The organism is Bradyrhizobium sp., assembly GCF_049512235.1.
Lineage (GTDB): Bacteria > Pseudomonadota > Alphaproteobacteria > Rhizobiales > Xanthobacteraceae > Bradyrhizobium.
The window spans coordinates 1-12,147 of the sequence record NZ_JBEKXH010000183.1; the positions used below are offsets into that span (position 1 = coordinate 1).

Genomic DNA, 12,147 nt, shown 5'->3' on the forward strand with positions numbered 1-12,147 from the left:
CGATAACGTCGCGCCATCAGCTCGCGGCCCTTGTTTCACCGAGCTGCTGGAAGAACTGATGCACTTCGGCCGGCTTTCTGTAGATCGGCGACAAGGCTTCCGGCGCGAAGTCGTCGACTTCAATGACCTTGGCCACCTCGTGCGCCGCCGCCATCTGATGAGCTTCGGCCTCCGTGATGACGCCCGGCGGAAACCGCTGAATGGTCAGGGAATTTAACCGGAAAGCGCGCAATCCACGTGACCCATCGCTTCGTGGGTAAAGCGAAAATTATCCGCAGGATAACGGTAAGCCGCCGGAACAGTTCCGAACACGCGTGAGCGCATGAGGTAGGCAAAGGCGCCCTTTTGCCCCGTGCCCAGCATTTACGATGCGAGAAAGAGCCATCGCGAACGTGTGCCACGTCACATTCGCGATGCCGGGCGAACGCCGCAAGCGCGTTGGCGTTGAACCCGCGGGTCCCAGGGTGCAACCAAATGAGCAGGCCGGACGGCCGAGATCAAAAGGAGGTATCCATGTCATCATCACGCAAGCTCATTCGCATTCTGTCACTGACCGCAGCCGCGCTGGCGCTGGCAACGCCGGCGATGGCGCTGAACCCGCAGCCCTTGCCGCCCGGAATGCGCTTCCAGGCCGCGGTCACCAATCATGGCTTCGGCGCCGCGCGCTCGTACGGCACCTCACTGCCCAGGTGTCACGCGGTCCAGGTCGGCGATCCGCGCAAGCAGCCGCCGATCCGCGTCTGCCCGTGATCGCGTGGGGAACGCGGCGCCAGGTCGTCTGCGCGAACGCGGCCTTGCGCAAGATGGCAAGCCGGGTACAGGGCGGATTGGGGCGGACTTGTCCGCCGTAGCTCGTAGAGCGAAGGTGGAAGGCGCCATCCGCCATGCGCCGCGCCGTTCGGTGCGCCAAGCAATCCATCACCGCGTACGCCGCGCAATGGATTGCTTCGTCGCAAGGGCTCCTCGCAATGACGGTGGAAGATCCCCAGGATGATGCTTCGCGACGCGTGCGAGCGCGCGGCTGGAGTGTCTGACCATCCACCCGCCGGCCGAGAGGTGCACGCTGACGAACTGGCAAAGCGGTTCTTCCGAGGGACAGTTCGCCCAGCCAACCTTCATGTCAGGCTCAACGGAAACTTCAATCAGCGTTACCCACTGCTTTGCCGGGATTATTTGCGCGCCCCTTCAAGATCATTGAACTAGACGACCGATCCATGAAACTGATCGGTCGTAGGATGGGTAGAGTGACCAGATCGGACGCATGTCCGAACTGGTCGCGAAACCCATCGCGGCGGCGGTAGTGGTGGGTTTCGCGAAGAGCTCAACCCACCCTACGACATCGAATCAATATGATTCGCATCAAAGCAACGCTCGACTAGTTTGCATTACGGTGAGTGCATTTCAAACTTCGCCGCTCGATCGGGCAGCCGTTGTTGCCATTGCCAAAAGCAGCCGCAGCTCGGGCGTCGCATGAACGATGCGGGCGCGGCGCAGCAGGCGGTTGGCGGCGGCGGTATTGCCCAATGCCAGCAGGTGCATCGCCGCGTCTGCGAGTTCGCGTCCCCGGCGTTCAACATCCTGTACCTGCCTCAGCTCGGCGCGGCAGCGGCGGCAGGTGTCGGCGCCGTTGAGCAAAGCGCGGCAGATCGGACAGTGCATCATGATGTCAGGTCTCGAGATAGAACAGGAGATCGCCGAGCTGCCGGCGCGCTTGCGCAAGGCCGGCGGCATCCCCGCGCGACTGGCAATCCCTGATGGTCGCCACGATGTCGATGAGTTCGGCGCGGTCTTCGTCGCCCGCCGTGTCGAGCTTGGCCTCTGCCTTTGCGACCAGGGCCGATAGATCGGCCTCCGGCGGCGTGGCGGGCGCGCCGGCTGAGGGCAGCGGCACTCCGTCGGCGTCCTCGGCACCCTCGGCGTCCTCGGCGTCAAACAGATCGTCGATCCGCTGTCGCGCGTCGTCCAACTCGTTCTTGTCATAGCGCGACATCGCCTTGTCGATGGTGATCCGGCGTTCGAGCCCGGTGTCTTTCTCCGTGGCCGAAACATGCAGGATGCCGTCGCGGTCAAGCGCCAGATCGATGATGATCGGGTTGCCGGCCGGGGCTTCGCTCAGTCCCTCGACTCGGAATTCGCCGAGCTGGATGTTCTCCATCGCGTCGGCGTTCTCGCCCTGGAAGACCCGCACCTCCACGGTTTTCTGGTCGTCCACGACGGTGAAGAAGACCTCGCTCTTGCGAACCGGGATCGCCGTATTCTTCGGGATGATCGGGACGTAGTGATAGGGGTAAAGTTCTCCATTCAGTTCGCCGAGCGCGCTGGTGCCGAACGTGTAGGGCGTGACGTCGACGAGAACGGCGGAGACCTCCGCTCCGGCGATAGAGCCGCCCTGGATCGCCGCCCCCAGGGCGACGCAGAGATCGGGATCGACCTCGCCGCGCGCCTCCCTGGCAAAGGCTTCGCGCAGGCGTTGGCGGACCAGGGGGGTTCGGGTGGCGCCGCCGACCAGCAGGATCTCGTCGACCTGGGAGGAGGTGAGCGAGGCCGATTCGAGCGCGACATGAACTGCCGACAGGGTCTCCTCGATGAAGGGGGCGATCATTTCTTCGTACTCCTCGCGCGACAACTCCAGTGCGAGGTGGACCGGCTTGCCTGCGGTCTCGGAGAGGTACTCCTCCTCGATGCGGGCGAAGGGATGATCCGACAGATGCTTCTTGGCCGCCTCCGCGGCGCGCAGAATCCTCGCCATCGCCTTGGGCTCGCCTGCGACGTCCACCCCCTGCTTGATCTTGAGGTGATCGATGATGTGCTCGACGATCTTGTGATCGAAATCGTCGCCGCCGAGATGGTTGTTGCCGTGGCTCGATATGACCTCGACGACGCCTGCTTCGATCCGCACCACCGAGGCGTCGAAGGTGCCGCCGCCGAGATCATAGACCAGGATGCGCTTGCCCTGATGCTGAGCCGCCTCGTAGACCAGGGCGGCCGCGGTCGGTTCGTTGACGATACGAACCACCTCCAGCCCGGCGATCTCGCCTGCCTCGCGCGTCGCCTGACGCTGGGTATCGGAGAAATAGGCCGGAACCGTGATCACCGCCTTGCGCACCGGCCGCCCGAGGCTGCGTTCGGCGGTGTCCTTGAGGCGCTTCAGGATCATCGCCGATATTTCCTGCGGCGTGTACGCGCTTCCCGCCAGATCAACCTTGTCGTCGCTGCCCATGCGGCGCTTGATCGATCTGACGGTCCGTTCGGGATACAGGACGAACTGGTTGCGCGCGTCCTCGCCGACGAGCAGTTCGCCGCCTTCTCCGATCCCGACCACCGACGGCAGGATCTTGCGCCCACGTTCGTCGGCGAGCACCTCCGGCCGGCCATCCCGGTACAGGGCGATTTCCGAATTGGTGGTGCCGAGGTCGATCCCGACGATGTCTTCGATCACGTCTGCTCTCCATTCCCGTCGCGTCTGGCCACGATCACCTCCGCCGGCCGCAGCAATTCGCCCTGCCAGAGAAAGCCCGGGCGCACTTCCTCCACTACGATGCCGTCCGCGGCCGAGGGGTCCTCGATGGTCGCGACCGCAGCGGCGTGGCGCGGGTCGAGCGGGCGGCCCACCGTCTCGATGGCGGCGATGCGCTGATCCGAAAGCAGCCTGTCGACCCGCCGCAAGGTCATCCGCATCCCCTCCTGCCGTGCCTCGGCCGCCGCGCGCTGCGCTCGAGAGGACGAGCGGAAGCGCTCATACCACCGCGGCGCGGCCGCGACGGCTGGCTTCAACCCGGCGGCCAGCCTGTCCCTGATGTCGATGATGTCGAGCAGCAGCGGTTTCAGCAGCCTGCGTTCGCGGTCGCCGGCATCGGCCCGCGCCCGCTTCAACTCCTGCTCCAGCGCGGCATGGCTGGCCTGCAGCGTATCGAACACGGAACGAAAGCGGTCGAGCGCCTCCTTGAGGATGCGAGATTGCGTGCGCGTCTCGTTGCGCAGACCGGCCAGTTCGACGAAGATCGAGAACAGATCGGCTTCCTCCGTCCCCTCCTCCGTTGTCCCCGCCGGCGCCTCGCCCGAACCGTCGGGATCGAGACCGTCGAGATAGGCGACAAACCGGCTGAGCAACTCTTCCCTTGTCGTCTCGTCCAACGTCGCTGCCCTGCCCGTGAGGTGTTTTCTGCAAATGTCGCTCGCAGATCGCCAGGGGTGAGTCGGCGATCGCGCTAAAGACTACGGCGATTCCGGCGAACTGCCGACGCTGGTGCAGGCCCGATCTATGCCTTCGAGCAAGAGCGCCGTGACCGTCGCCCTGGTGGCGCTGCCGCGGACCGGTCCGGACGGCGCCTGAAACCGCAACTTCAGCTGCGCCAAGGCTGTGTCGTTGGTCCGCAGCAGTTTTACCTCCAGGCGTTTGCGCTGGTCGCGCAATGCCTCATAGGCCGCCCGATAGGCCTGGAAACGCTCCGGCTCGCGGTCCGGCGGAAAGGCGCGCACCAGCGCCAGATAGCGCTGCTTGATCTGTTCGTCGCCGGCATCCTCGCCGACGCCGAGAACCGTGAAAGGATCAGTCATGCATCGGCCCGCTATTGGTCCCCGTCACGATCTCGACCATGGCGTTGGCTAATCGACGAAGCACCGGCTCCGGCATGCCCCCGAGCGGCGTGGCACGGATTCGATCGACCAGAGCCGTGACGGCCTGACTTCGCCCGTGCTTCTTGACCAAGCGCTGCACCAGGTCCGGCGGCGTATCCTCGAGAACCGCGGCCAGCAACTGCGACACCAGGTCGGCCGGCTCGTCGTCGTCATCGAAATGTCCAGCCTTGGAGGACGGTTTCGATCCGCGACTCTCCGGGGATCGGGGTCCGTCGAGGAAACGTTGGATGCGGTTGGCCAAATGAAAATCACGCCGTTGCGCCGCCGCCTCCTCGATGTCGCAAAGTTCATCGGTCTCTGTGAAGGACAATCGGTCCGGATCGCCCTTGGCGCGGGCCACCAGCTGGTAATAGCGCCAAGTTGCATCGCCGGGTTCGCGCTGGCCCGCCAACCTGGCGTAGTCGTCGAGCAGGTCATACGCATCGACCCACCCGAACATCTCGGCGATCGGGTGAAACTCGGCGGCGCACCAGGCAAGGCCGCTTGCTTTCGATAGCCAACCACGCATTCGAGAGACCAGTGCCTGGATCGCCTTTTTGCTTTCGCGGGCTTCCTCACCGCTCAAAGCCGACACGATGGCCAGTACGGCCTGCTTGGTCGGAGCCTGTTCCCGCTCCGCCTGCGCCAATTGCTGGCGCAGCAGGGCCGCATTGGCATCGCCCGACATCATCAGCGCGTGCTCCAACGAGGCGCGGAACCAGCCGGCAACGCCACCACCGGCCAATTCCACCCCCTGGCGCAGCCGCGCCTCGGCGTCTTCCTGACCAAGCACGCGCCCGACCAGCCCCTGGTTGATCCGCAGCAGAAAGCTTGGCGCACTGGCGCGTTCCCACGTCGCCGCCTCGGCAAGTTCCTTCCAGGCCAGATCGGCCCGCTTCGAGCGGTTCTGTTTGCGGGCATGAGAGATATGGAGCTCGATCATGCGCTGCCGCGCCGCCTGATTGATCGGGTCGAGCATGAGCAGCTTGCGGGCGAAACCGACCGCCTTTTTGGTGGCTTTCCGCGCCATCGCGGCGTCAATCGCCTGCAGCAGCACCGCGCTGTCCGACGGGAAGCGCTGCGCGCTGTCCTCGGCCAGCCGTTGCCACTCGCGGTCAAGCCTTTCTCGACGATAGAGCCCGATCAATTGCAGGACGGCAGGAAGGTGATCGGGATCGGCCCGCAGGCTCAGCTCAAAATATTCGATTTCGGGAAATTCAGATCTTCCCTGGCCTTCGATCTCCGGATGTAGTTGGGCCAGATGCGCAAGGCGACGATAGATCACGCCCGCGGCGAGCGCGTTTTCCGCGCCGGGTGCGGGTGCAATGCTCTTTGCCGCGGCGGTCCAGTGCTGCTCGGCGCGCCGCCAATGGCTTCCGGCTTCGGCGGCCAGTGCCTGAATCCGGTTTCTCTCGAATGCCGTGAGGGTGCCGAACGTGCTCTCGAACAGCCGCAGACGGTCTGGCGCCTGAGCCAGCAAATTGAGGCAGGCGCGCTTGACCTCGTCCGCCGGGAGGGTCCTGGCCTGACCTGCCAGAAAGGCCAACAAAGAGCCTGGTCCGCTCCGCTCGGCCTTGGTGAACTGCAGCAGCAACTGGGAGGCAGCATTCGGCAGCCCCTTGACTTCCACGGCGAAGACCTGCTGCGCCCTGCTCGCCGGACTCGATTTCGCCGCGGCTTCTTCAGGCCCTCCCGGCAGCGCCGCCTCGACGGCGAGGCGCAAGGACGCAAACGCCGATCCGGGCGCGATGCTGTCGAGGAGCTGGCGCGCCCTTGCGGGGTCATCGGCGGCGGTCATGAGGCTCTTGAGGATCAGCCGCAGCGCTCCGAACCCCGACCGCAAGGGAATGCGGCTCAAGAGCTGGTCGATCTCTCGCGGCTCCCTGCCCTCGATCCAGGCGGTCAAACTCTGCTGCGCCGCCGCCGCGTGCTCGACCCACTTGCCAGCCTCGGATCCCGGATCCACTGGTACAGCCAGCGGGACCGGCGCGGCCAGCCATAAGGCCGCCGCCAGTTCAGCCAATGGTGGCGCGGTTGCCGCCGGAATCTTTTCGCTTGCGATATGTTTCACCGCGAATTCGGTGGCCTCGTGCAACTGACCGCGTTTGCACAGGCATTTCAGATATAATAGCGGATCCCGGAACGTTCCGTCCGGCGCCGCGCTTTTGCTCAGCGCGGTCAAGGCCTCTTCGAACAGTCCCTTGGCGGCAAGCATCCGCGCGCGGCCCGCATAGGCCTCACTCAGCGCCTCGCACCATTCCGGCCGGTCCTCCTGCTTGACCAGCCGCTTGAACAACTCGATCGCCTGCTTGAAGTCGCCAACCCGCAGCGCGTCCCTGGCCTTGAGTGCGAGCGGGGGTTCCAGGGCTTCCAGAAACGAGGCTTGTCGCAGTTGGTGGGACATGGTCGCTGGTGCCTGTTTCGATGAAACCCAGTCCGGATACCACTCCGGACACACTTTATGTGGTGCTCGGCCCCGGCTCCGGTAGTGGCTGAGGTGCCCTGGCTTTTCGGCGAAGGCGCGATGCTCATGGTAACAAATCCGCCCAGCCGGAGCACCGTTCTTCACGCGCCGAGCGAGCTTTTGGCACCGGATTTCCGCCGTGTCCATCGGCGGGCTTGCCTACCCCCAGGTAATTCTTCGAGATCCTGGGTGACATTGCGGATGTTGAGACGTTCGCCGCTGGTAGCGGAATCCGCGAAATCGCCCGATTGCGAAAGGTCTATGGGCGGGGTCGATGGCGCAAACGGAAAGGAACCGCCCAGGTTCAGCTTTCCAATGGCACTGTCCATTACGCTGAGTTACACTGATACGAGGCATCCGGAATCGGGCGCAAAGAATTCAAGATCAAGCGCCTACTTTGAAAGTCGGAACCATGGTAAGGCCTCCATCAAAACAACTCGTCGTGTGCATTAGCAACGGGAGTTACCCTGCATCGCTAGAGACACGGAAGATCTACGTTGCACTCCGCGACTCAGATGCCGAAAAGCAGGATTTACTGCGAATTGTCGACGAATCCGGAGAAGATTATCTCTATCCGAAGAAATTTTTTTGCGCGATCGAGCTACCGCTGTCCGTGAAAAAGGCGGTGTTGGCTGCCTGATCACGTGCTTGATATTTGCCGCAGGCCACAATTAAGAACGGTTTCAATCATCACTCGGGTATCTTGCGCCTGATGGCGGATGATGCCAATGACGTTTCATTGCATTGCAATGGTCCGCCTACCACAATAAGCCCACGATGATAACCTGTGGTCAGATCCATTCCATCGATTTTCGAGTACTTGGCGCAAGGATTCCCGGCTGGCCCGACCAAATTTGCGCGCACGCGGGCAAATGAACTTCCCGCCGGACAGCCATAGGGTCGCCGTCTTGATGGTGTCGTCTGGCGGATCCATCACGATGCTCGCCGGCCGCATTGGACACGCATGATCAACGCAGCTCTCGCACTCCTCATCCTCTTGCTCGGCCTCGTCGGCCCGGCGACGGCAGCGGAGCTCGACGATGCCGTCGCCGCAGCTCACAGCGGGGAGTACGCGACCGCGCTTCGACTTCTGTCTCCCCTTGCCGAGAAGGGTGACGCGCGCGCCCAGTTCGACATCGGATTCATGCACGCCTACGGATGGGGTTTTCAGCGAAATCCTGCCGAGGCGATCACCTGGTATCGCAAGGCCGCGGACCAGGGACTTCCGATCGCACAGCATTTTCTCGGCCTCGCCTACGCCAACGCTGAAGGTGTACGGCCCGATGATGCGGAAGCCGCGCGATGGTTCGCCCGGGCAGCTGCGCAGGGATTTGCCCAGGCTCAATATATGCGCGGTCTGATGGCCCTCGACGGCAGGGGCGTCCCGAAAGACCTGGTGCAGGGCTACGCCTTCATCGTCATGGCCGGCCAGGGAGGCGTCCGATCCGCCGCGCGCCTCGTCCAGGCGCTGGCGCTGACCGAGGCGCAGCACGCGCAGGCCCAGGAGATCATCGACCACTTCCAGCCAAAGCCTGAATCATCCGCGGCCGGCGTCGCCAATCCGCGGGCGGAAGAACTGCTCGGCCTCGATCGGCATTTCGGAGAGGTCGTGGATTCCTCGTCCTGGCCGGCCTCGGCGATCGGCGTCGTCGCCGTTGCCCATTTCAGCACAGGAGGCTGGTGCACGGGCACGCTCGTTGCACCCCGGATCGTGCTCACCGCCGCGCACTGCCTGTTCAACGGGACCGAGCCGATCAGCGCTTCGAGCGTCCACTTCCTGGCCGGCATGAACAAGGGAGCGCCCGGGTCGTCATCGGCGGCAGCGCAGTTGATCGTGGCCAAGGATTTTGCTCCGATGCTGAAGAACAAGTGGACACTCGATCGATCGCCGGCAGATTGGGCGCTGATCGTCCTGAAGGACGCTCTGCCGGTACGCCCGGTCGCCGTGAAGGCGCTGACACGCGAGGAACTGAGGGCCGCCACGCTTGCCGGGACGATCTCCCAGATCGGCTACGGTGAAGAACGGCGCTATTCGGCGACCGCGCTGCGAAACTGCCGCGCCGATTACGGCCAGGACAATCGGATGCTGGTGGTGCAGTGCCTGGCGAATCTCGGCTACTCGGGCTCGCCGATCCTGGTGGACATCAATGGCAGCCCTGCCGTGGTCGGTATCCTCTCGGCCATTCTAGAGGAGGCGAGATTGATGTTTGTCCCCTCCGCCAGCCAGTTCGAAGCGGCCATCAGGGACCAGATCGCAGCCGAGGCCGGGTCGACCCGCTGAATAAGAATATTTGTGATATGTTCTTATCGTTGCTATGCTGAGGCAAGTTAGGAGGTGCCGCATGGCGACCATGACGATTTCCCTGCCTGAGCCGATGAAGGATTGGATCGAGGCCCGGATCAAAGAAGGCGAGTATGCCAGCACAAGCGATTATGTGCGCGATCTAGTCCGTCGCGACCGCGAGCGCCGTTCACACCCGGAACTGACGATGGATGATCTTCGCCGGATCGTCGATCAATCGCGCGCCAGCGGCGTCGGTAGAAAATCGGTCTCTGAGGTTCTCGCTCAGGCGAAGAAGCGCGCAAGGGCCGGCGGCCGTTTGAATGAGTGAATCGTCCTCTGAGCGGGAACTTCCTGTGCTTTCTCCAGCTCCCCTGCGAACGGGGGATGTTGTCCGGCTCGTCTCGCCAGCAAGTCCACCGACGCAAGAAGGTGTTTCGCACGCCACGGAAATCCTGCAGAGTTGGGGGCTTCGCGTTCAACTGGCGCGGAATGTTTTTAGCCGGTGCCCCAGGCTGGATTATCTCGCTGGTACTGACGAAGAACGCCTTGCAGATTTCAATGAAGCGCTATGCGATCCCGATGTGCGGGCGATTATCGCGACGCGGGGCGGCAAGGGTGCGTACCGCATCGCCGACAAAATTGACTTCGCGGCCGCGCGGGCCGATCCCAAATTCGTTGTCGGCTTTAGCGAAATCACGATCCTGCATCTCGCCCTATGGCAGCAATGCAGGCTTATGGGAGTTCATGGAGCGATTGCTGCCGAGGACGCCACATTTGATGCGTCGGCGACTAACGAGGCGTTGCGGCTAGCGCTGATGAGCAGGGGACCACACATCCTGAACTCAAATTCCGGCGAAGCCACATCGGCGTTAACAACCATGGGCAAGGCGCGTGGCCGACTGATCGGCGGCAACCTTGACATGGTGGCGACATCGTCGGGCTGGACCTTGCCCAGCCTGAGAGGCGCGATCCTCCTGCTGGAGGCCGTCAATATGGGCTTAGGACAAGTGGACCGGCAATTGACGATGCTTGCAAAGTCCGGACGAGTGGCAGAGCTGGCTGGCGTCGCTATTGGCCAATTCAGCGAGTTCGCCACCGGAAACACAGTTTTGGATGTGCTTCGCGATCATCTTTCGCGATGGAACATCCCAGTGTTAGGAGGCTTGCCCCTTGGACATGGCCCGAATCCACGATCTGCAATAGTTGGCGCAATTGCGAGCTTGGACGCTGATGCCGCCACGCTGATGCTAGAGGTTCATTCCCAGCCGCCTGATGACAGGCGCCGCGCGTCTTAGCGCAGATGTCGCGGGCATCGCGTATCCACGACCAACGGTGGCGGCGATCAACGGCCACGCCTGCGCCGGCGGGTTGATCACGGCGCTCAACTGCGATCATCGCATCGCAGCCGAAGGCGATCTGCAATTCTCGTTGAACGAGGTGCCCATCGGCATCCCGATGCCCGCCGTCTATTGCGAGATTATCAAACACGCCATCGGCCCCGGCGCCGCATCCGAGCTGACGCTGTTCGGACAAATCCACGATCTGGCGGCAGCGGCTCGCATGGGCATCGTCCATCAGACCGTCGCGCCGGACAAGTTGCTGGACGACGCCGTGTCTTGGGCCGCGCTCGTGCCCCCGGAATGCCACGCGGCCTACGCTTTCTCGAAACGAGCATTGCAAGCGACAACCATGGCGGCCTTCGACTCTGCCGCACGCCTCGATCGAGATTGGCTGTCGCGCACCATGTCAGATCCTGGAAGTCTGCGCGCTCAGGCCCGACGCTATCGGGAGCTGAAAGGCAAGGAGATCACCTGGACACCGCCGGACTAGCCAGGAGCGCGGCTACGATTTCGGCGCGTAGCATCCCTTATTCCCTGCAATGAAGGCGTTCAGCCGGTCGAGCACCCCCGAGCTGGCGTTGCGCGTGATGAAGTTGAAGGTCTCCGTCATTCCGTCGATGGCGTGAACGTCTGCCAGCGCCAAGCCTCCTTTGACGTCCGTGCCGTATTTGTTGCCGAGGTATCGGTTGCTGACGTCGCCTTCCCCGAAGGCGTCGGCCCGGCGGCTGGCGATCAGGGTCTTGACGATGTACTCCTGAGCGTCGCCTTGGCCCTCGGCGACCTCGTCGACGAACTGGATCGTGCAGTGGGGATAGCGCTTATGCGCGTCGATATCCGCCGTCGATCCGCGGGTCACGACGATCTTCTTGCCCTTGAGGCTTTGGCACTGATTGAACTCGTTTTGTTCGGCGGTCCGAACCAGAAGCGATCTCTCGACCTGAAAGTATGGATCGCTCCAGGAGCCCCCAGCACCCGGAGGCCGATCGGCACGCCGCATGACGCCCGCGCCGGCGACATCGCACACGTTGTGGCCCGGCTTTGCCCAGATGCCGTCGAAGGCGTGTTCAAGGGTTGCGATCGCCAGCCCAAGGCTCTCGGCGAAACGGGTCAGGAACGAAACGTCAAGGCCGATGAGCTGGCCGGCCGGGTTCTTGTAGCAGACCGGAGCAAATCCTCCATAGGTGCAGACCGTCAGCCGGCCGGGGATCAAGGTTGCGACCGCGACCGCGTCTTTCATCATCTGATCTCCGTCGCATCCGTGCCGCAGCCGAGCTTCGCCGTCTCGCGGCTCGAAACTACATCCATAGATTGCAAAGTCAAATCTTGGCCAACAATCCCCGGCCACTGCAATAGGCGAAGAAGCAGGAACAGAAATGGATGCGTTTCATGAAGCGGGCTTATGAGGGACAAGGCGCTTCGCAAACGCGTTTGGTTGTGTGACA

Annotated in this window: 13 protein-coding genes; 6 read left to right on the forward strand and 7 right to left on the reverse strand. The window is 63.2% G+C overall.

Going from position 1 to position 12,147, the window contains the following annotated elements; genetic code table 11:
* Together ABSG20_RS17905 and ABSG20_RS17910 are read left to right on the forward strand one after the other, a co-directional pair.
* Window positions 1-217: hypothetical protein (locus ABSG20_RS17905; protein WP_423865854.1), on the forward strand; the 217-nt coding region annotated here is incomplete at its 5' end.
* Window positions 218-513: 296 nt separating this feature from the next.
* Entirely contained in the window at window positions 514-750 is a 237-nt protein-coding gene (locus ABSG20_RS17910; protein WP_423865842.1) for a hypothetical protein, read from the forward strand.
* 651 nt (window positions 751-1,401) lie between these two features.
* Here the strand turns inward: ABSG20_RS17910 and ABSG20_RS17915 are convergent.
* The 5 genes from ABSG20_RS17915 to ABSG20_RS17935 form a co-directional block, all read right to left on the reverse strand.
* Entirely contained in the window at window positions 1,402-1,719 is a 318-nt protein-coding gene (locus tag ABSG20_RS17915) for a hypothetical protein (RefSeq protein WP_423865843.1), read from the reverse strand.
* Window positions 1,667-3,439, reverse strand: coding sequence for an Hsp70 family protein (locus ABSG20_RS17920; RefSeq protein WP_423865844.1), 1,773 nt, complete (start codon window positions 3,437-3,439; stop codon window positions 1,667-1,669). The genes ABSG20_RS17915 and ABSG20_RS17920 overlap by 53 nt, the downstream gene beginning before the upstream one ends.
* Window positions 3,436-4,134 (reverse strand): nucleotide exchange factor GrpE, encoded by a 699-nt coding sequence (locus ABSG20_RS17925; protein ID WP_423865845.1) that lies wholly within the window; start codon window positions 4,132-4,134, stop codon window positions 3,436-3,438. The genes ABSG20_RS17920 and ABSG20_RS17925 overlap by 4 nt, the downstream gene beginning before the upstream one ends.
* 81 nt (window positions 4,135-4,215) lie before the next feature.
* Window positions 4,216-4,557, reverse strand: a complete 342-nt coding sequence (locus ABSG20_RS17930) for a J domain-containing protein (protein WP_423865846.1) — start codon at window positions 4,555-4,557, stop codon at window positions 4,216-4,218.
* On the reverse strand, window positions 4,550-7,021 hold the full coding sequence (locus tag ABSG20_RS17935; RefSeq protein WP_423865847.1) for a hypothetical protein: 2,472 nt from the start codon (window positions 7,019-7,021) through the stop codon (window positions 4,550-4,552). Before ABSG20_RS17935 ends, ABSG20_RS17930 begins: the two co-directional genes overlap by 8 nt.
* 1,024 nt (window positions 7,022-8,045) lie before the next feature.
* On the opposite strand from ABSG20_RS17935, the gene ABSG20_RS17940 reads away from it, so the two are divergent.
* From ABSG20_RS17940 to ABSG20_RS17955, 4 genes are all read left to right on the forward strand, one after another.
* Window positions 8,046-9,362 carry a trypsin-like serine protease gene (locus tag ABSG20_RS17940; RefSeq protein WP_423865848.1) on the forward strand — a complete coding sequence of 439 codons (1,317 nt, stop codon included), beginning with the start codon at window positions 8,046-8,048 and terminating at the stop codon, window positions 9,360-9,362.
* Between the two features lie 61 nt (window positions 9,363-9,423).
* Window positions 9,424-9,693, forward strand: a complete 270-nt coding sequence (locus tag ABSG20_RS17945) for a type II toxin-antitoxin system ParD family antitoxin (RefSeq protein WP_423865849.1) — start codon at window positions 9,424-9,426, stop codon at window positions 9,691-9,693.
* Window positions 9,686-10,660 (forward strand): S66 peptidase family protein, encoded by a 975-nt coding sequence (locus ABSG20_RS17950; protein WP_423865850.1) that lies wholly within the window; start codon window positions 9,686-9,688, stop codon window positions 10,658-10,660. The genes ABSG20_RS17945 and ABSG20_RS17950 overlap by 8 nt, the downstream gene beginning before the upstream one ends.
* A complete protein-coding gene (locus ABSG20_RS17955) occupies window positions 10,638-11,195 on the forward strand; it encodes an enoyl-CoA hydratase/isomerase family protein (protein WP_423865851.1) in 558 nt (185 codons plus the stop codon). Before ABSG20_RS17950 ends, ABSG20_RS17955 begins: the two co-directional genes overlap by 23 nt.
* Before the next feature lie 12 nt (window positions 11,196-11,207).
* On the opposite strand, the gene ABSG20_RS17960 is transcribed toward ABSG20_RS17955, so the two are convergent.
* Both ABSG20_RS17960 and ABSG20_RS17965 read right to left on the reverse strand, forming a co-directional pair.
* Entirely contained in the window at window positions 11,208-11,942 is a 735-nt protein-coding gene (locus ABSG20_RS17960; protein ID WP_423865852.1) for a substrate-binding periplasmic protein, read from the reverse strand.
* On the reverse strand, window positions 11,942-12,147 hold a 206-nt coding region (locus ABSG20_RS17965), incomplete at its 5' end, for a hypothetical protein (RefSeq protein ID WP_423865853.1). The genes ABSG20_RS17965 and ABSG20_RS17960, both read right to left, overlap by 1 nt.

Excerpts from the sequence above, each read along its gene's own strand:
- ABSG20_RS17940 (WP_423865848.1), top strand. The coding sequence starts at position 8,046 with ATGATCAACGCAGCTCTCGCACTCCTCATCCTCTTGCTCGGCCTCGTC.
- ABSG20_RS17935 (WP_423865847.1), bottom strand. The coding sequence starts at position 7,021 with ATGTCCCACCAACTGCGACAAGCCTCGTTTCTGGAAGCCCTGGAACCC.
- ABSG20_RS17960 (WP_423865852.1), bottom strand. The coding sequence starts at position 11,942 with ATGAAAGACGCGGTCGCGGTCGCAACCTTGATCCCCGGCCGGCTGACG.
- ABSG20_RS17910 (WP_423865842.1), top strand. The coding sequence starts at position 514 with ATGTCATCATCACGCAAGCTCATTCGCATTCTGTCACTGACCGCAGCC.
- ABSG20_RS17930 (WP_423865846.1), bottom strand. The coding sequence starts at position 4,557 with ATGACTGATCCTTTCACGGTTCTCGGCGTCGGCGAGGATGCCGGCGAC.
- ABSG20_RS17955 (WP_423865851.1), top strand. The coding sequence starts at position 10,638 with ATGACAGGCGCCGCGCGTCTTAGCGCAGATGTCGCGGGCATCGCGTAT.
- ABSG20_RS17950 (WP_423865850.1), top strand. The coding sequence starts at position 9,686 with ATGAGTGAATCGTCCTCTGAGCGGGAACTTCCTGTGCTTTCTCCAGCT.
- ABSG20_RS17945 (WP_423865849.1), top strand. The coding sequence starts at position 9,424 with ATGGCGACCATGACGATTTCCCTGCCTGAGCCGATGAAGGATTGGATC.